This is a genomic window from Burkholderia sp. MR1-5-21 (assembly GCF_053427715.1).
The window spans coordinates 311,326-330,027 of the sequence record NZ_JBSAXD010000005.1; the positions used below are offsets into that span (position 1 = coordinate 311,326).

The 18,702-nt window shown below is 68.4% G+C and carries 19 protein-coding genes; 12 read left to right on the top strand and 7 right to left on the bottom strand.

From position 1 onward, the window contains the following. Entirely contained in the window at positions 1–936 is a 936-nt protein-coding gene (locus tag ACV229_RS09900) for a LysR substrate-binding domain-containing protein (protein ID WP_448082929.1), read from the bottom strand. After that, complete coding sequence (locus ACV229_RS09905) at positions 933–1,139, bottom strand: hypothetical protein (protein WP_448082930.1); 207 nt, start codon at positions 1,137–1,139, stop codon at positions 933–935. The genes ACV229_RS09900 and ACV229_RS09905 overlap by 4 nt, the downstream gene beginning before the upstream one ends. Before the next feature lie 132 nt (positions 1,140–1,271). Between ACV229_RS09905 and ACV229_RS09910 the strand changes: the two genes are divergently transcribed. The 7 genes from ACV229_RS09910 (at position 1,272) to ACV229_RS09940 (ending at position 7,407) form a co-directional block, all read left to right on the top strand. Continuing rightward, positions 1,272–1,931 (top strand): RraA family protein, encoded by a 660-nt coding sequence (locus ACV229_RS09910; protein ID WP_448082931.1) that lies wholly within the window; start codon positions 1,272–1,274, stop codon positions 1,929–1,931. A gap of 24 nt (positions 1,932–1,955) precedes the next feature. Continuing rightward, complete coding sequence (locus tag ACV229_RS09915) at positions 1,956–2,636, top strand: RraA family protein (RefSeq protein ID WP_448082932.1); 681 nt, start codon at positions 1,956–1,958, stop codon at positions 2,634–2,636. Beyond that, positions 2,636–3,283: an RraA family protein gene (locus tag ACV229_RS09920; protein ID WP_448082933.1), complete on the top strand. Its 648-nt coding sequence runs from the start codon at positions 2,636–2,638 to the stop codon at positions 3,281–3,283. Before ACV229_RS09915 ends, ACV229_RS09920 begins: the two co-directional genes overlap by 1 nt. Then, a complete protein-coding gene (locus tag ACV229_RS09925) occupies positions 3,280–4,497 on the top strand; it encodes a pyridoxal phosphate-dependent aminotransferase (RefSeq protein ID WP_448082934.1) in 1,218 nt (405 codons plus the stop codon). The genes ACV229_RS09920 and ACV229_RS09925 overlap by 4 nt, the downstream gene beginning before the upstream one ends. An 89-nt stretch (positions 4,498–4,586) precedes the next feature. Further along, entirely contained in the window at positions 4,587–5,402 is an 816-nt protein-coding gene (locus ACV229_RS09930; protein WP_448083016.1) for an alpha/beta fold hydrolase, read from the top strand. A 349-nt stretch (positions 5,403–5,751) separates the two neighbouring features. Then, positions 5,752–5,979, top strand: coding sequence for a hypothetical protein (locus tag ACV229_RS09935; RefSeq protein WP_448083021.1), 228 nt, complete (start codon positions 5,752–5,754; stop codon positions 5,977–5,979). A gap of 306 nt (positions 5,980–6,285) precedes the next feature. Then, positions 6,286–7,407, top strand: coding sequence for an FUSC family protein (locus tag ACV229_RS09940; RefSeq protein ID WP_448082935.1), 1,122 nt, complete (start codon positions 6,286–6,288; stop codon positions 7,405–7,407). A 49-nt stretch (positions 7,408–7,456) separates the two neighbouring features. Here the strand turns inward: ACV229_RS09940 and ACV229_RS09945 are convergent, their stop codons facing one another. From ACV229_RS09945 to ACV229_RS09960, 4 genes are all read right to left on the bottom strand, one after another. Beyond that, a complete protein-coding gene (locus ACV229_RS09945) occupies positions 7,457–8,761 on the bottom strand; it encodes an MFS family transporter (protein ID WP_448082936.1) in 1,305 nt (434 codons plus the stop codon). A gap of 100 nt (positions 8,762–8,861) precedes the next feature. Continuing rightward, the gene (locus ACV229_RS09950; RefSeq protein ID WP_448082937.1) at positions 8,862–10,340 is read right to left on the bottom strand and encodes an aldehyde dehydrogenase; all 1,479 of its coding nucleotides are present in this window, start codon (positions 10,338–10,340) and stop codon (positions 8,862–8,864) included. A 149-nt stretch (positions 10,341–10,489) separates the two neighbouring features. Beyond that, complete coding sequence (locus ACV229_RS09955; RefSeq protein WP_448083017.1) at positions 10,490–11,086, bottom strand: thiamine pyrophosphate-dependent enzyme; 597 nt, start codon at positions 11,084–11,086, stop codon at positions 10,490–10,492. Beyond that, on the bottom strand, positions 11,086–11,622 hold the full coding sequence (locus tag ACV229_RS09960) for a phosphonopyruvate decarboxylase (RefSeq protein WP_448082938.1): 537 nt from the start codon (positions 11,620–11,622) through the stop codon (positions 11,086–11,088). Before ACV229_RS09960 ends, ACV229_RS09955 begins: the two co-directional genes overlap by 1 nt. A 117-nt stretch (positions 11,623–11,739) precedes the next feature. Between ACV229_RS09960 and ACV229_RS09965 the strand changes: the two genes are divergently transcribed. Further along, positions 11,740–12,672: a LysR family transcriptional regulator gene (locus ACV229_RS09965; protein ID WP_448082939.1), complete on the top strand. Its 933-nt coding sequence runs from the start codon at positions 11,740–11,742 to the stop codon at positions 12,670–12,672. A 22-nt stretch (positions 12,673–12,694) separates the two neighbouring features. On the opposite strand, the gene ACV229_RS09970 is transcribed toward ACV229_RS09965, so the two are convergent. Beyond that, on the bottom strand, positions 12,695–13,645 hold the full coding sequence (locus ACV229_RS09970) for a LysR substrate-binding domain-containing protein (RefSeq protein WP_448083018.1): 951 nt from the start codon (positions 13,643–13,645) through the stop codon (positions 12,695–12,697). 141 nt (positions 13,646–13,786) lie between these two features. Here ACV229_RS09970 and ACV229_RS09975 point away from each other — a divergent pair, with 141 nt between their 5' ends. The 4 genes from ACV229_RS09975 to ACV229_RS09990 all read left to right on the top strand — a co-directional run bounded on the left by ACV229_RS09975 (position 13,787) and on the right by ACV229_RS09990 (position 18,470). After that, entirely contained in the window at positions 13,787–14,632 is an 846-nt protein-coding gene (locus ACV229_RS09975; protein WP_448082940.1) for an acyl-CoA dehydrogenase, read from the top strand. A 31-nt stretch (positions 14,633–14,663) separates the two neighbouring features. Continuing rightward, positions 14,664–15,824 (top strand): acyl-CoA dehydrogenase family protein, encoded by a 1,161-nt coding sequence (locus ACV229_RS09980; protein ID WP_448082941.1) that lies wholly within the window; start codon positions 14,664–14,666, stop codon positions 15,822–15,824. Positions 15,825–15,836: 12 nt separating this feature from the next. Beyond that, positions 15,837–17,015 carry a CaiB/BaiF CoA transferase family protein gene (locus tag ACV229_RS09985; protein ID WP_448082942.1) on the top strand — a complete coding sequence of 393 codons (1,179 nt, stop codon included), beginning with the start codon at positions 15,837–15,839 and terminating at the stop codon, positions 17,013–17,015. A 72-nt stretch (positions 17,016–17,087) separates the two neighbouring features. Then, on the top strand, positions 17,088–18,470 hold the full coding sequence (locus tag ACV229_RS09990; RefSeq protein WP_448082943.1) for an MFS transporter: 1,383 nt from the start codon (positions 17,088–17,090) through the stop codon (positions 18,468–18,470). Positions 18,471–18,702: the final 232 nt, after the last annotated feature.

Genomic DNA, 18,702 nt, shown 5'->3' on the forward strand with positions numbered 1-18,702 from the left:
TCACACGCCTGCGTCACGCGATGCCGGCTGCTTCCCGCCGCAGGTCCTGAGCCAGGCCACCACGGCATCCACCATCGGATGGTGCCGATTCGCATTCCATGCGAGCGCCGCCGTGACCACCATGACCCGCTCCTTCAGCGGCCGGACCACGACGTTCTCGGGCGCAAGCTTGCGCATCGACGCCGGCACCAGCGCAACGCCCTGGCCGCAGCCGACATACGCGATCTGCGACGTCACCGACCGCACTTCGTGCAGCACGCGCGGCGCGAACCCGTGCGCACGGCACACGCCCGTCAGCATGTCGAAGTAGACAGGGCTGACCTGCCGCGCCGACATCACCAGCGATTCGTTGGCAAGCGACCCGATCCTCACCCGCGACAACGCGGCCAGCGGATGATCGCGCGGCAGCGCGACGGCGAGCCGGTCCTCCGCGAGCGGCATCGTCGCGATCCCGTGCCCGACCTCGCCGTCGAGACGGACGAACGCGAGGTCGAGTTCGCCGGCCTCCAGCGCCGGCACTGCTTCCGCGCTGTCGATCTCGCGCACGAACACGGTCAGGTGCGGATGCGTGCGCTTCAGCGCATCCAGCACGGCAGGCACCGTTTCGAGCATCGCGGACGTAATGGCCCCGACATGCAGCACGCCGGACTGGCCGGCCGCCACTTCGCGCACGACGCGTTCGAGCCGCTCGACCTGATCGGCGAACTGCCGCACGGCCGGCAGGATCGCGGCGCCGGCCGCGCTGAGCTGCGTACCGCGCCGCGACCGCTCGAACAGCTGCAGCTTCAGCGACTGTTCGAGCACCTTGATCTGCTCGGTCAGCGGCGGCTGCGACATGTTCAAACGCTGCGCCGCACGGCCGAAATGCCGTTCCTCGGCCACCGCGAGAAACATCCATAGCTGCCTGATCAGCCTGAAGTCGATCGTATTGCTCATGTCCGCCGTGCCTCCGCGTCGTACCGGGACGCGCCGTGATCCGTTGCCATTGCCATTGCCATTGCCATTGCCATTGCCATTGCCATTGCCATCGCCATCGCCATCGCCATTGCCATCGCCATTGCCATCGCCATCGCCATCGCCATCGCCATCGCCATCGCCATCGCCATCGCCATCGCCATCGCCATCGCCATCGCCGCCATGATCGGCCGGCGGACCGGAAAAGTGTGAATCCGCCTGATCCGAAAATCATATCAGCCAGATACGAAATAGCGAATTTACATATCAGCTACCCGGCCCGACGATGAGTGCCTCTGTCAACGGAACCCGTCGCCATGACCCAAACCACTCTCCTCGACCGCCTCGCTGCGCTCGACACGAATACGGTGTCCGACGCGCTCGATTTTCTCGGCCTGCCGGGCGCGACCGTCGGTCTGCGTCCGCTGTGGGACTGCCCGAAAATCGTCGGGCGCGCGAGCACGATCCAGCTCGGCCCCAAGACCGATGCCGCGCCGACCGTGCACCTGATCACGCCCGTCGTCGACGCGATCGCCACCGACGACCGCGTGCTCGTCATCGCCGGCGGACTCGACGGCATCTCGTGCTGGGGCGACATCCTCGCGAATGCCGCGCGTGCGAAACGGATCCGCGGCTCGGTCATCGACGGCGCAAGCCGCGACATCGAAGGCAGCGAATCGATCGGCTACCCCGTCTACGGCCGCGGGATCACGATGATCAGCGCACGCAATCGCGTGGTGCAGGTCGATGCCGGCCAACCCGTGCAGATGGCGGGCGTGACCGTGCACGAGGACGACTACGTGATCGCCGACCGCTGCGGCACCGTGTTCGTGCCGGCCGCGCGGATCGACGACGTGCTCGACCTCGGCGAACGCATCGCGCGCCGCCAGGACGGCATGGTCGCCGCGGTCCGCACGGGCCGTCCGGTCGCCGACGTGATGCACGACAAGGAATTCGACGCGATCCGCGCGCAGTAAGCGTTCTCTCCCGGAGCTTTTCCCATGACGAATCCCCTGAAAGCAAGCGCCGAAGACCAGGCACTGGTCGCGCTGTTCGCCGGCCTCGACACGCCCGGCGTGTCCGACGCGCTGGACAAACTCGGCCTGCACGGCCAGGCGCTCGGCATCGCGCCGCTCGCCGACTATCCGCATCCGGTCGTCGGCCCCGCGTACACGGTCAGGTACGTGCCGGCCGGCGTGCCCGCGGGCACCGTCGGCGACTTCGTCGACGACGTCGCCGAGGGCGACGTGATCGTGATCGACAACGACGGCCGCACCGACTGCACGGTGTGGGGCGACATCCTCACGCAATACGCGGGCCTGCGCGGGATCGCCGCGACGGTGATCGACGGTGTCTGCCGCGACGTCAACAAGGCGCTCGGCGACGGCTATCCGCTGTTCACGGCCGGCCGCTTCATGCGCACCGGCAAGGACCGCGTGCAGGTCGAGTCGGTCAACACGACGGTCGCGATCGGCACGGTGCGCGTCGCGTCGCGCGACATCGTGGTGGCCGACGCGAACGGCGTCGTGATCGTGCCGCGTGCGCGCGCCCGCGAAGTCGCGGAAACCGCACGCGCGATCGAGGCCGTCGAGACCGCCATTCGCGAGCGCATCGCCGGCGGCGCCACCGTCCGCGACGCACGCGCCGCGCTGGGTTACCACACGCTGCAAAGGAAAGCATGATGTCCGACACCGTCCCCGCCTACGACGCCGTGACGCTCGAACAGGCACGCAAGCTCGGCACGTCGACCCTCTACGAAGCGTCCGGGCTGCCGACCAGTTCCGTCGATCCGGCGATCCGCACGATCTGGCCCGGCGCATCGGTCGCCGGCCCCGCCTACCCGGTCGAATGCGCGCCGGGCGACAACCTCGCGATTCATCTCGCGATGGAAAAAGCGCCGCGCGGCAGCGTGCTCGTCGTGTCGACGGGCGGATTCGTCGCCGGTTACTGGGGCGAGGTGCTCGCGGTCGCGGCCGAAGCGGCCGGCATCGCGGGCCTCGTGATCGACGGCGGCGTGCGCGACATCGCGGCGCTCACCGCGCGGCGCTTTCCGGCGTTCACGCGTGGCGTGTCGGTGCGTGGCACGCTGAAGGACAGCGCGCCGTCGGTCGGCGCGCCGCTCAGCTTCGCGGGTACGCCGGTCGCCGCCGGCGACCTCGTGGTGGCCGACGACGACGGCGTCGTGATCATCCCGGCCGCGCATGCGCAGGCAACGCTCGCGAACGGCCAGGCGCGTGCGGACAAGGAAGCGCAGATCATGGCCGCGCTGGCCGCCGGCCGCACGACGCTGGAGCTGCTCGGCCTGACTCAATGGAGGTCCGCACGATGAATGCCCGCGCCCATTCATTGAACCGCTTCCTTGCAGCCGCCAAGCCGTCGGCGACCTACCGTGTGATGGACCGCGTCGCCGCGCGGCGCGCGAGCGGCGCGCAGGTGATTTCGCTGAGCGCCGGGGAACCCGATTTCGACACACCCGAGCACGTGCGCGAGGCCGGCATCGCGGCGATCCGCGCTGGCCACACGCGTTATACGCAGGTCGCGGGGCTGCGCGCGCTGCGCGAGGCGATCGCCGCGAAGTTCCGGCGCGAGAATGGCCTCGACGTCGACTGGCACAACACGCTCGTGTGCAACGGCGGCAAGCAGGTGATCTTCAATGCGCTGGCCGCGACGCTCAACGAAGGCGACGAGGTCATCGTGCCGGCGCCGTACTGGGTCAGCTACCCGGAGATCGTCCAGCTCTGCGGCGGCACGTCCGTCACCGTCGCCTGCGGCGCCGACAGCGGCTTCAAGCTCACGCCCGGCGCGCTGGCAGCCGCGATCACGCCGCGCACGCGCTGGCTGGTCCTGAATTCGCCGTCGAACCCGACAGGCGCGGTGTACAGCCGTGCCGAGCTGCAGGCGCTCGCGGACGTGCTGCTCGCGCATCCGCAGGTGCTCGTGCTGTCCGATGACATTTACGAACACCTGATCTTCGACGGCATCGATTTCCGCACGATCGCCCAGGTGGAACCGCGGCTGCGCGAACGCGTGCTGACGATGAACGGCGTGTCGAAGGCGTACGCGATGACGGGCTGGCGCATCGGCTTCGGCACGGGCCCCGGCTGGCTGATCGACGCGATGGAGAAGTTGCAGGGCCAGCAGACGTCGGGCGCATCGACGATCTCGCAACATGCGGCGCTCGCCGCGCTGACCGGGCCGCAGGACTTCATTTTTCACTCGCGCGTGGCATTCCAGCGTCGTCGCGATCTGGTCGTCGAACAGTTGAACCTGGCGCCCGGCCTGCACTGCGCGGTGCCGCAAGGCGCGTTCTATGCGTTCGCGTCGTGCGCGGGCCTGATCGGCAAGACCACGCCGGCGGGCACGCGCATTCGCAGCGACGAGGACGTGGTCAATGCGTTGCTCGACGAAGCCGGCGTCGCCGCCGTGCATGGCAGCGCATTCGGGCTCGGGCCGTACATCCGCATCGCATACGCGCTGGACGACGTGTCGCTGCAGCACGCATGCGACGCCATCCAGCGGTTCTGCCGGTCGCTCGTCGATTAAGCGTGTATCTGCCGGCCGCTGCGGCCGCGGTTCGTCGTAACACGAATCACGGCCGTCGCGACGCCGGCCCAACCAGGGAGCAAGGTTCGATGCGTCAGGAATTCATTCAGTCTCGGTTCTCGTTCACGATCGACGGCACGCCCGTGGACGTCGCCGCCATCCATCGCGCCGCCGGCGAGCGTGCGCCGATCGTGTTCCTGCACGGCTTCGGCTCCACGAAGGAAGACTATGCGGACATCGTGCGCCATGCCGAATTCGCGGGCCGGCCGTTCATTGCCTACGACGCGCCGGGCTGCGGCGAAACGCAATGCGCGGACCTGTCGAAGGTCGCGATTCCGTTTCTCGTCGACACCGCGCTGAACGTGCTCGACCGGGCCGGTTTCGAACGATTCCATCTCGTCGGCCATTCGATGGGCGGGCTCACGGCGCTGATGCTCGCGCATCGTCATCCGGCGCGCGTGCTCAGCTTCGTCGACATCGAAGGGAACATCGCGCCGGAGGACTGCTTCCTGAGCCGGCAGATCGTCGACCATCCACGCGACAGCGCCGAACGCTTCTTCGACGATTTCATCGAGCGCGCGCGGCACGCGCCGGCGTTCGCGAGCGCGCTGTATGCGGCGAGCCTGCGCCACAAGGTGCGAGCGGAAGCCGTCGGCGGCATCTTCCGCTCGATGGTCGAGCTGTCAGACAACGGCGACCTGATGCGCAAGTTCCTCGGGCTGCCGTGCCCGAAGATGTTCATGTACGGCGAGCAGAACGCGTCGCTGTCGTATCTCGCGGATATTGCGGCCAATGGCGTCCAGCTCGCCGGGATTCCCGAGTGCGGGCACTTCCCGATGTATTCGAATCCGCCGGCGATGTGGGCGCGCATCGCGGCGTTCCATCGGCAATGCGCGGATCGATGATTGCTCGCGCAAGGCATTCCTTGCAACCGCATTACGGCATTGGTCAGACGAAACTTGAGCCCGGCAGGCTGCACGATGACGACGCTGCATCAGTCGCAATGCCGGACGGCAAGCCCTGCGTTCGCTGGTAAAATTGAATGTGTTCCGGCCGATCTCGCGATCCGACTTCCGCACGGGGTCGCCCAATGCGATCGCCGCCGGCACCCACGACCGTCCTTTCGGTCAGGGCACGCAAGCGCGTGCTGCCGTCCCCGTCCCGAGGCCGCGCCTCGGTCGAGACCACCGCGAACGCATGAATGGGTACGCCCTTGCGTGCCGGTCGCGGGCCCGAGCGACACACTGCATCCGGATGCGCGATTTCCATTTTTGGGGTCGCATCGCATTGCACGATGCCGCCGGCGGACGCGCATCCACTTTCATGACGAGTTTTGAGGTACACACGATGGCCCGCATTGGCGCCTTTTGCATCGCGTCGTGGCTCGCTGCCGCGATCCTTTATTTCGGCCAGCACTCCGTGGCGATGATTGCGCTCAGCGGCGTGGTGGTATTTGCCGGATTCGATCTGCTCCGCCCGTGACCGGCATAGGCGCGGCCTATGCCCGACAAAGCCGGCGCATATTGGCGCGCCGGCGCGGGATCAACGAGAATGTCGGCGCGCGTTCACGCGCTGGCCACGCTGGCCTTCACGTTTGCCTCCCGGAATCATGGACATCCGTCACCCGGAAACTTCGCGGACGCCCCTTCCCGGATCCGCTGGCCCGATTGAAATCCTGGTCGACACACCTGCCGGCGACCTGTGCGGCATGGTCGTCGTGACCCGCCCGCACCCGCTGCAACGCGGCCATGCGGAACACATCGCGCATCGCGTCCCGGGTGGATTCCGATGAAGCCGGAAGTGACTTTCATCGCCGATCTGCGCCGCGTGGCCGCCGACGTCGCACGCGACCTGCGCCGCATTCCCGTGCCGGGGCCGCGCGCGCTCGACGAAATCGAGGCCGTCGTCGCGGTCCTGCTTTCGATTCTGTGCGCGCATGCGCTGCGCGAGCGCAACGTCGGATGGGCGGCGTTCAGCGGCTACATGGTGATGCGCACGCATGTCGCAACCACCCTGCGCCGCGGCATGCTGCGCATCGCGGGCACGGTCGCGGGCGCGGCGGCCGCCTGTGCCGCGCATGCGCATTGGCCCGGCTCGACGGCCGCGCTCGCCGTTGCGCTGGCGTGCGCCGGCGCAATCACGCTGTATTTCGCGGTCACCGAAGCGAACGGATATGCGTGGCTGTTCGCGGGCCTGACCTTCGCGATGGTGATGACCGAAGCGCTGCAACAGCCGGCCGTGCAGCTCGCGGCGTTCGCGTGGTCGCGCGTCGCCGAGGTGGCGACCGGCACGCTGTGCGGGATCGCCGTCAGCGCGCTGTCCACGGCCGCGATCCGCCGCACGCTGGCGGGCGACTACTACGCTCCGCCGGCCGCGGCAGCCGACCCGCCCGCCCGGCGCTGGCAAGCAGCCGCCGGCATGCACGCGCTCAAGGGCGGCGTCGCGCTCGCGCTCGTCCCGCTGCTTGCGCGCCTGCTGCACCTGCCGTCGCCGGCCCAGGCGTGCGTGACGATCTTCGCGGTATCGATGATTCCGGCTGCGCAGCTGACGGCCGCGCACGGCCCCACGGCACGGCGCATGGCGCACCGCTTCGCCGGCTGTGCGGCGGGCGGCGCGCTCGCGACCGTCGGGCTCTATGCATGCCACCATTCGCCCGCGATGATGGCACTGCTGGTTGCCGCCGGCGTCGTCGTCGGCCGCCATATCGAGAACTCGCGCACGGGCGCGAACTACGTGGGCACGCAGTTCGCGCTGGCCTTCCTCGTCGTGCTCGTGCCCGACACATACACGGCGGTCGACACGGCCGCGGGGCTCGACCGCTTTCTCGGCGTGCTGTCCGGCATCGCGGTCCTGTATCCGGTATTCGCGCTGTGGCCGTCGCGATGCCGGCGCGCCGACGCCCGGCCGTGACCGTGCATCGCAGCGCGCCGCCCGCGCCCGACCGGGCATCCGGCCGGCGTCAATCGCGCAGATAGCCGTGGGTGGCCGGATCGCGCATCGTCAACGATGCTATCACGGCAACCGCACCCAGCGCGGTCACATACCAGAAGAACACCGATTCGACGCCGGCCGCCTTCAGCGACAGCGCCGCATACTCGGCCGATCCGCCGAACACGGCGTTGGCGATCGCATAAGGCAGGCCGACGCCGAGCGCGCGCACCTCGGCCGGGAACATCTCCGCCTTGACGAGCCCGCTGATCGACGTGTACAGGCTGACGACCGCCAGCGCCGCGAGGATCAGCACGAACGCCCACAGCGGATCGTGAGCAGTCTTGAGCGCCGCGAGCACGGGAACCGTGCCGAAGGTCGCGCCGACGCAGAACAGCAGCATCGACCGCCGGCGTCCGATCCGGTCGGACAGCGCGCCGAATGCGGGCTGCATCAGCATGAACACGACCAGCGCCGCCGTCATGATCGCGCTCGCGGTCTTCGCATGCATGCCGGCCGTGTTGACGAGGTACTTCTGCATGTACGTCGTGAACGTGTAGAAGACGAGCGACCCGCCGGCCGTGAACCCGAGCACCGTCGCGACCGCGCGCCCATGCGCGAACAGGCCGCTGAGGGTGCCCGCGTCGGCGCGGTTGCGCGTATGCATCGTCGTGGTCTCGTCGAGCGCGCGGCGCAGCACCATCGCGACGACCGCCCCGATCGCGCCGAGCGCGAACGGAATCCGCCACCCCCACGCGACGAGCTGGTCGTGCGTGAGCCACTGCTGAAGCGCGACGACGACGACCAGCGCGAGCACCTGCCCGCCGATCACCGTCACGTACTGGAACGACGCGAAGAAGCCGCGCCGTCCCGGCTGCGCGATCTCGCTCATGTACGTCGCGCTGGTGCCGTATTCGCCGCCGACCGACAGCCCTTGCACGCAGCGCGCGGCGAGCAGCAGCGCGGGGGCGAGCGCGCCGATCTGCGCGTAGGTCGGCAGCACGGCGATCGCCAGCGAACCGCCGCACATCATCAGCACCGACACGACCATCGCGCGCTTGCGGCCGTGGCGGTCGCCGATGCGCCCGAACAGCCAGCCGCCGATCGGTCGCATCAGGAAGCCCGTCGCGAATACGCCGGCCGTATTGAGCAGTTGCGTCGTGCGGTCGCCGGCCGGAAAGAACGCATGCGCGAAATACAGCGAGCAGAACGAGTAGACGAAGAAGTCGAACCACTCGACCAGGTTGCCCGACGACGCGCCCACGATCGCGCGAATGCGGCGCCGCGTATCGGCGGGTGTGCCGACCGCATCCGGCAGCAAGGTATTGGCTTTCAATTGGTGTCTCCAGATCCATGTTGTCCCGCTGTCCGGTCTGACGCCGCGTCGGGAGATCGGACGCGACGCGCGGATGCGCGCCGCTGCCGGCATGTCACGGCTAACGCATCACGAACGGATTGCCGGTCGGCGCGCCCGTGTTGATCCACACGCTCTTCGTCTGCAGGTATTCGTCGACCGCGCCGATCCCGTTCTCGCGGCCGAGGCCGGAGTCCTTGCAGCCGCCGAACGGCGACAGGTAGCTCACCGCCCGATAGGTGTTGACCCACACGGTGCCCGACTCGATGCGCTCGGCCATGCGGAACGCGCGGCCGAGATCCTGCGTCCACACGCCGGCGCCGAGCCCGAAACGGACGTCGTTCGCGATGGCGACCGCGTCCTCCTCGGTGTCGAAGCGGATCACCGACAGCACGGGACCGAACACTTCCTCCTGCGCGATGCGCATGTCGTTCGTGACGCCCGTGAAGATCGTCGGCTCGACGAACCGGCCGCCGCCGCATTCGGCGCGTGCGGCCGCGCGGCCGCCGAGCGCGAGCACCGCGCCTTCGCCGCGCGCGACGTCGATGTAGTGCAGCACCTTGTCGAACTGCGGCCGCGTCGTGATCGGCCCGACCTGCGTGCCGGCGTCCATCGGATCGCCCATCCGCGCGGTGCGCGCGAGCGCGACCACCCGCTCGACGAATGCGTCGTGGATGCTCGACTGCACGAGCAGCCGCGAACCCGCGATGCAGGTCTGCCCGGTCGCCGCGAAGATCCCCGCGACCACGCCATTGACCGCGTCGTCCAGGTTCGCATCGTCGAACACGATGTTCGGCGACTTCCCGCCGAGCTCGAGGCTCACGTGCTTGAAGTCGCGCGCGGCCTGCTCGTTGATGCGGCGCCCCGTGGCATCGGCGCCCGTGAACGTGACCTTGCGCACGAGCGGATGCGACACGAGCGCGCTGCCCGCTTCGTTGCCGAACCCCGTCACGACGTTGACGACGCCGCGCGGGAACCCGACGTCCGCGAGCAGTTCGACGAACTCGAGCGTCGACGCCGACGTGAATTCCGATGGCTTGATCACGGCCGTGCAGCCGGCGGCGAGCGCGGGCGCGAGCTTCCACGCGAGCAGCATCAGCGGCGAATTCCACGGCGTGACGATCGCGACGACACCGAGCGGTTCGCGGCGTGTGTAGTTGAAATAGCCGGGCTTGTCGAGCGGGATCACGTCGCCGTGCAACTTGTCCGCGAGCCCGCCGTAGTAGCGGTACCACTGCGGCAGGTATTGCAGCTGCGCGTGCATTTCCGCATACAGCTTGCCGTTGTCGCGCACTTCGATTTCGGCGAGACGCGCGGCTTCGGCGGCGAGGCGGTCGGCCAGCCGGATCAGCAGGTGGCCGCGCGCGCTGGCCGACAGCGACCGCCACGTGCCGTCGGCGAACGCGCGATGAGCGGCCCGGACCGCGTGATCGACGTCCGCGGCGTTGCCGCGCGCGATCTCCGCCCACGGCTCGCCCGTGTACGGATTGTCGGTGGCGAACCATTCGCGGCTGTCCGGCTCGCGCCGTTCGCCGTCGATATAGAGAGAGTAGCGTTGCATGATCGACTCGTTGACTTCGGTGGGCATGCGCCGCCGCGAGGTGCACCAACGGCACCATCGGCACCCATGGCACGAACGGCGCGACACGGACGGCGCGGCATGATGCGCGCGCCCGCGCCGGTGTCGCGCGGGCGCGATACGCGCACGGCTCAGAACGTCGCGAGGCCGAGATGCGCGCGCATGCGGTTCTTCACGTGCACGCCGTCGCGCGGCGGCAGCGCGCGCGGCGGCTCGTCGGCCGTGATACGGACCTGCGCGAACACGGGGCCCTGCCGCGCGTTCGCGCGCTCGACGATCCTGCCGTGGTCGTCCTGATCCCATACGACGAACGAATCGGCGACGCCGAAACCCTTCGCCACCGCAACGAGATCCGTGCCGAGGCTCGAATGGCTGCGCTGCATGCCGGTTTCACCGTAGTGGCCGTTGTCGAGCACGACGATCGTCAGGTTGCGCGGCTGCTTCGCACCGATCGTGCCGAGGCTGCCGATGCCCATCAGCTGCTCGCCGTCGCCGGTGATCACGACCACGGGCTTGTCCGGCTGTGCGAGCGCGAGACCGAGGCCGAGCGACGCGGCACCGCCCATCGCGCCCCACAGATAGAAGCGGCTGTCGCTGTCGCCGGCCGCGAACACGTCATACGAAGGCGAGCCGAGCCCCGTGACGACGAGCGCGTCGGGCACGCCGGCCAGCAGGTGCTCTACGAACGCGCGGCGCTCGATCGTCGCGCGGGTGTTTTCCGTGGTCATCATTTCCGCTCCCATTTCTTGCGACCGATCAGGCTTTGCGACAGCAGCACGGCGACCTGCTCGCCCGCTTCGAACGCCGCATCGAAACCCGCGCTGACGACATCCTCGACGTCCTCCGGACGATCGGCGCGCAGCACGGTGATGCCCATCAGTTCGAGCGCGGCCTGCGTCGTCTTGCCCATCGGACCCTGCCACGGGTTGAACTCCGCGTATTCGCCGCGCATCGTCACGAGCGTGAAGAACGGGAAGTTGCAGCTGCGCAGCAGCGAGAACATGTTCACGCAGTTGCCGACGCCGCTGCTCTGCATCAGCAGCACCGCGCGCTGGCCGCCGAGCCACGCGCCGCTCACCACCGCGACGCCCTCCTCCTCGGTCGTCAGCGCGATGTCGTGGATCGCGTCGTCCGCCTGCGCGCGGCGGATCACGTGCGCGTGGCCAGCATCGGGCACATAGACGATCTGGCGCGTGCCGCCCGCTTTCAGCACGGAAAAGATGGACTCCTGCCAGGCCGGCGGTTGTCCCGTTGAAGCGTTCATGTGGGGGCTCCTGAAGTGAGAGGTTTCAGGTATCTTAAAATGCGATGTTCACGCATCAGAAATAGAGATTTTTGATGCACGCATCACGAACCGGCATGACGCACGTCAGGAGAACGCATGGACATCAAACAGCTTCGCGCGCTGCTGGCGGTCGCCGAAACGGGCAGCGTGACGCGCGCGGCCGAAGCGCTGCATCTCGTTCAGCCGGCCGTGTCGCGCCAGCTGAAGCTGCTCGAGGAAGACATCGGCGCCGCGCTGTTCGACCGCGGCCGCTACGGAATGGAATTGACGGAGTCGGGCGAAATCCTCGTCGAGCACGCGCGCCGCGCGCTGCTCGAACTCGATCGCGCGCGCGCCGAGATCCTGCCCTCGGACGCGCAGATCAGCGGCGTCGTCACGGTCGGCCTGCTGCCGAGCACGGCCGACCTGCTCGCCGGCCCGCTGCTGAGCGCGATCAAGGCCCGCCATCCGGCGGTCAGCCTGCGGATCGCGGTCGGCTATGCCGGCCATCTGCACGACTGGCTCGACGCCGGCGAAGTGGACGTGACGCTGCTGTACAACCCGAAAGCGACGCCCACGCTGCAGGCGCAACCGCTGCTCGAGGAAAGCCTGTACGTGATCGGGCCGCCGGACGCGCCGCTCGACCTGCGGCGGCCGGTTGCGCTGGATGCGCTGACGGGTTGGCCGATGATCCTGCCGAGCGCGCCGCACGGGATCCGCAACCTGCTCGAACAGGCGTGCCCCGGATCGGGCGTGCGGCTGAACGTGGTGGCGGAAACGAATTCGATGAACGTGCAGAAGCAGCTCGTCGCGGGCGGACACGGCTACACGATCCTGCCCGGCATCTGCGTGACCGACGACGTCGCGCGCGGACAGCTTCGTGCAGCGCCGCTGAGCGACCCGGGGCTGCAGCGCACGATCGTGCTCGCGCTGCCGAACACGCGCAGGATCGCCGCGGCCGTGCGCGCGGTCACCGCGATTCTCGTCGACGAGATGCGGGACGCGGTCGAGCGCGGCGCGTGGCCGGCCGCGCGCTGGCTCGCCGAATGAACGGCGCGTGCGCCGGCTGCCGTCACTCCGGCGCTTCGACCGGCGTGCGCAGCGTGATGCCGGTCCATGCGCCTTTCGCGGCCAGCTCCGCGATCAGCTCGACGATGGTCTCGCGCACGGCCAGCGCGGCCGAGCTGACGGGCGACGTATTCGACCAGCACAGGCTGGCCGGGCGGCGGATCTCGGGATCGACGATCCGGCGCATCCTCGGGCGGCTCGCCTCGTCCCACAGCGTCAGCGCCGACGCGGGCAGGATCGTGCACGCAGCGCCCGTGCGTGCGATCGACAGCAAGATCGGCAAAGAATCGATGTCCGCGATGATGTTGAGCGGCACTTCCTCGCGCGCACAGGTCCGCTCGATCAGCAGGCGCAGGCCGTTCGACAGGCCGGGCGCCACCAGCGGAACCCCCGCGAGCGCGGCCAGGCTGCAGGTGCGCGCGCGCGGCGACACGCTGCCGCCCGGCTCGCCGAGCAGGTACAGCTCCTCGTCGAGCACGGGCATCGCGGTGATGCCCGTGGTGTTCGATTCGCGGAACAGGATCGCCAGGTCGAGCCGGCCGTTCGCGAGCAGTTCGTTAATGTAACCGCTCATGCTTTCGAAGAACTGCAGGCGAATGCCCGGATAGCGCGCGCTCACGCGCTCGAACACCGGCATCGCGAGAATCGATGTCATCGTCGTCGGAAAGCCCACCGCGACCGTGCCGGATTCGCCGCCCGCGCCCGCGCGCACTTCCTGCCGCAACTGGTCCATCTGGCGCAGCACGAGCCGCGCGTGGCGGTACAGCGCCTGGCCGGCCGCCGTCGGCTTCACGCCTTGCGGGCTGCGCACGAGCAGCGCGACGCCGAGGTCGTCCTCGAGCTTCGCGATCTGCTGGCTCAGCGACGGCTGCGCGACGTAGAGCTTTTCGGCGGCCTTGCCGAGGCTCCCGTATTCGACGATGTTCACAAAATAGCGGAGCTGGCGGATATCCATGACCGTGCCGATCGAGCGCAAAGCCATAGGATACCCCTATGACCGGCACATTCAATCGGTATTTCCGGCGCGACGCCGCTTCACCTACAGTCGTCTCCATCCCATTCCAAACCGCTGGCACGCCCAGTCACGGAGACGGCATTGAACGCTACGCAGTCCGACGCTCGCACCGGCGCCGCCGAGGTCGCGACCGACCTCGTTTCCCTCGCCCCGGCGGCCGCTTTGGCCGCGGTCCTCGACCACGACACCCGACCGCGCGCCGGCGACGCACTGCCGCCGCTCTGGCACTGGCTCTATTTCTGGTCCGTCGCACGCCAGTCGGAACTCGGCGCCGACGGTCATCCGCGCACGGGCGGCTTCCTGCCCGATCTCGGCCTGCCGCGCCGGATGGCGGCCGGCGGGCGGCTCCGTTTTGTCGCACCGCTTGCGATCGGCGCACCGGCGACGCGCACGTCGCGCATCCTGTCGGTCGAACGCAAGAGCGGCCGCAGCGGACACCTCGCGTTCGTGACCGTCCGGCATTGCGTCGAATCGGACGGCGTGCTGTGCATCGAGGAAGAGCAGGACATCGTCTATCGCGAGCCGGCCGAACCCGGCGCACCGCGTCCACAGCCGGTGCCGGCGCCCGACGGCGCGCAGTGGGTGCGTGCCATCGAGCCCTCCGAAACGCTGCTGTACCGCTACTCCGCGCTGACCTTCAACGGTCACCGCATCCATTACGACCGGCGCTATGTGCAGGAGGTCGAAGCTTATCCCGACCTCGTCGTGCACGGGCCGCTGATCGCGACGCTGCTGCTCGATCTCGTGGCCCGCAGCCTGCCGGGCGCGGTCGTGCGCGACTACACGTACAAGGCCGTGCGCCCGACGTTTCTCGGCCATCCGTTCACGCTGTGTGGCCGGCTGGCCGACGACGGCAGGACGGCCGAGCTCTGGGCGAAGGACCACGAAGGCTGGCTGACGATGTCGGCCCAGGTCCGCCTTGCCTGATCCATTCCCCATGCATCCCGGAATTCCCCCTATGAATCACGCAACCGATCCGTATCAAGACATTCGCGACGCCGTCCGCGACCTGTGCGGCCAGTTTCCGGCCGAGTACTTCCGCAAGATCGACGAGGCGCGCGGCTATCCCGACGAGTTCGTCGACGCGCTGACGAAGGCCGGCTGGCTCGCCGCGCTGATTCCGCAGGAATACGGCGGCTCGGGCCTCGGCCTCACCGAAGCGTCGATCATCATGGAAGAGATCAACCGCTCGGGTGGCAACTCGGGCGCGTGCCACGGCCAGATGTACAACATGGGCACGCTGCTGCGCCACGGCTCCGCCGAGCAGAAGAAGCACTACCTGCCGAAGATCGCGAGCGGCGAGTTGCGCCTGCAGTCGATGGGCGTGACCGAGCCGACCACCGGCACCGACACGACGAAGATCAGGACGACCGCCGAGAAGCGCGGCGACCGCTACGTGATCAACGGCCAGAAGGTGTGGATCTCGCGCGTGCAGCATTCGGACCTGATGATCCTGCTCGCGCGCACGACGCCGCTCGCCGACGTGAAGAAGAAATCCGAAGGAATGTCGATCTTCCTCGTCGATCTGCGCGAAGCGGTCGGCAACGGGATGACGATCCAGCCGATCCCGAACATGGTCAATCACGAGACCAACGAGCTGTTCTTCGACAACCTCGAGATTCCGGCCGAGAACCTGATCGGCGAGGAAGGCCAGGGCTTCAGGTACATCCTCGACGGGCTGAACGCGGAACGCACGCTGATCGCGGCCGAATGCATCGGCGACGGCTACTGGTTCATCGACAAGGTGTCGAAGTACGTGAAGGAGCGTGTCGTGTTCGGCCGCCCGATCGGCCAGAACCAGGGCGTGCAGTTCCCGATCGCGCGCGCGTACGTGAACGTCGAGGCCGCGAGCCTGATGCGCTTCGAGGCCGCGCGCCGGTTCGACGCGCACGCGCCGTGCGGCGCGCAGGCGAACATGGCGAAGCTGCTCGCGGCAGATGCGTCGTGGGAAGCGGCAAACGCGTGCCTGCAGTTCCACGGCGGGTACGGCTTCGCGTGCGAATACGACGTCGAGCGCAAGTTCCGCGAGACGCGCCTGTATCAGGTCGCACCGATCTCGACGAACCTGATCCTGTCGTACGTCGCCGAACACATCCTCGACCTGCCGCGGTCGTTCTGACGGAGACGCCCCATGCGCCCACTTGCCGGCATCACCGTCATCACGTTCGAGCATGCGATCGCCGCACCGTTCTGCACGCGCCAGCTCGCCGACCTCGGCGCGCGCGTGATCAAGATCGAGCGGCCGGGCAGCGGCGATTTCGCGCGCAACTACGACGAGCGCGTGTCGGGGCTCGCGTCGCATTTCGTGTGGACGAACCGTTCGAAAGAGAGCCTGACGCTCGACGTCAAGCAGCCGGAGGCCGCCGACATCGTCCACCAGTTGCTGGCCGATGCGGACGTGCTCGTGCAGAACCTCGCGCCCGGCGCGATGCAGCGGCTCGGCTTCGACTACGACACGCTGCGCGCGCGCTATCCGCGCCTGATCGTCTGCGACATCTCGGGCTACGGCGCCGACGGCCCGTATCGCGACAAGAAAGCGTACGACCTGCTGATCCAGAGCGAGTCGGGCTTTCTCAGCATCACGGGCTCCGACAGCGAGCCCGCGAAGGCCGGCTGCTCGATCGCCGACATCGCGGCCGGCATGTATGCGTATACGAACATCCTCGCGGCGCTGCTCGAGCGGCAGCACACCGGACACGGACGGCGCATCGACGTGTCGATGCTCGAGAGCATGGTCGAGTGGATGGGCTATCCGCTCTACTACGCGATCGACGACCAGCCGCCGCCGCGCCGCGCCGGCGCATCGCACGCGACGATCTATCCGTACGGCCCGTTTCCGGCGGGCGACGGCAAGACCGTGATGCTCGGGCTGCAGAACGAGCGCGAATGGCAGCGCTTCTGCGACGTCGTGCTCCGGCAGCCCGACCTGGCGGCCGACGACCGCTTCTGCGCGAACAGCCGGCGCGCCGCGAATCGCGACGCGCTGGCGGCGATCATTCGCGGCGCATTCGCCGAACTGACCGCCGACGACGTGGTCGCCCGCCTCGACGACGCCGGCATCGCGAACGCGCAGGTCAACGACATGCGCGCGGTCTGGCAGCACCCGCAATTGCGTACGCGCGGCCGCTGGACCGAGGTCGACACGGCGGCGGGACCGGTGCCCGCGCTGTATCCGCCGGGCCTGTCCGCGCACGACGAGCCGGTCATGGCGCCCGTCCCCGCGCTCGGACAGCATACCGACGCGATTCTCGCCGAGCTCGGCTACGACCCGGCCGGCATCGCGCAACTCCGGGAGCGGCGCGTCGTGTAGGCAGGCTCACCCCGGCCGGACCATGCTGCCGCAGAAGCAGCGCCGGCCTCTTTCCCCCATCAGGAGACACTCATGACATCGATCGTCAACGCCGCTGGCCGGCTTGACCGTTTGCCCGTATCCCGCTTTCACTGGAAGATCCTCGGCCTGATCGCAGGTGGCGCGTTTCTCGACGCGTTCGACCTGTACCTCGCCAACGGCGCCGTCGCCGCGATGGTGAAAACCGGCTTCGCGGACCTCCGCACGGGCGCCGCGTTCGTGTCGGCCACCTTCGTCGGGATGATGATCGGCGCGGGATTGTCCGGCTACATCGGCGACCGGCTCGGGCGCCGCTATTCGTACCAGCTCAACCTGGCGATCTTCGGCCTCGCGTCGATCGCTGCCTGCTTCGCGCCGGGCATCGAATGGCTGATCGTGCTGCGCTTCATCATGGGTATCGGGCTCGGCGCCGAGCTCGTCGTTGCGGCCGGCACGCTCGCGGAATTCGTGCCGCCAGCCACGCGCGGCAAATGGGTGTCGCTGCTCGCGATCATCATCAACAGCGGGCTGTTCTTCGCGCTCGCGATCGGCTACTGGGTGATTCCGAATCTCGGCTGGCGCTACATGTTCGCGATCGCGGGCGCCGGTGCGCTCGTCGTCTGGTTCCTGCGCCACCGGATGCCCGAGTCGCCGCGCTGGCTCGAATCCGTCGGACGGCTCGACGAAGCCGAACGCACGCTGCAGGCGATCGAGCGCGAAGTGGCGTCGCAGGTCGGTACCCTGCCGCCGGTGTCGCGCACCATCGACCTGAATGTCGGCGCAGTGCCGCTGCGCGCGCTGTTCGCGCCCGGCATGCGCAGCCGCGCGCTCGTCGCGGCGCTGACGGCCATTGCCGTCAACATCGGGCTGTACGGCTTCATCGCGTGGCTGCCGACGTTCTTCGTGTCCGAAGGCCTGTCGATCGTCAAGTCGCTCGGCTTCGTGCTGCTGATGTCGATCGGGTCGCCGGTCGGCGGCGTGTGCGGGTATCTCATCGCGGACCGGATCGGCCGCGCGCGAGGCATCATCTCCGCGGCGCTCGTCAGCATCGTGCTCGGCTGGATCTACGTGTCGCTGCGCGAACCGGCGGCGATCATCGTCGTCGGCTTCTGTCTCGTCACGAGCATCTACACGGTCACGACGCTCGGGCTGTTCGGCTTCATTCCCGAACTGTTCCCGACCGAATTGCGCCTGCGCGGCACGGGCTTCGCGGGCATGGCCGGCCGCGCCGCGTCGATTGCGACGCCGTATCTCGCGCTCACGCTGTATCACGCGTTCGGCGTCGGCGGCGTGATCGCGCTGGTCAGCGCGATCTTCGTCGCGTTGTGTGCCGGCATCGCGCTGTTGCGCATCGAAACGAGCCGGCACGCGCTGGAGGACATCGCGCCGACGGCGAGCGATGCCGCACCGGAAGCGGCGGGCGGTACCGCGCGCTGAGACAGGCTGAGTCACGCTGAGTCACGCTGAGTCACGCTGAGTCACGCTGAGTCACGCTGAGCAAGCGTTCTGGTACCAGTCTCTCCAGTCAGGTACGCCTGGACCACGCGATGCCGGAAACGCTCATCTCATTTCGTCATGAAAAACACCCCAAAGGTTGGATCCAAGATCAACCTTTGGGGTGAAGTGCACGCCGGCGCCCCGTTTGCTGTTCAAGGCACCCCGACGGACA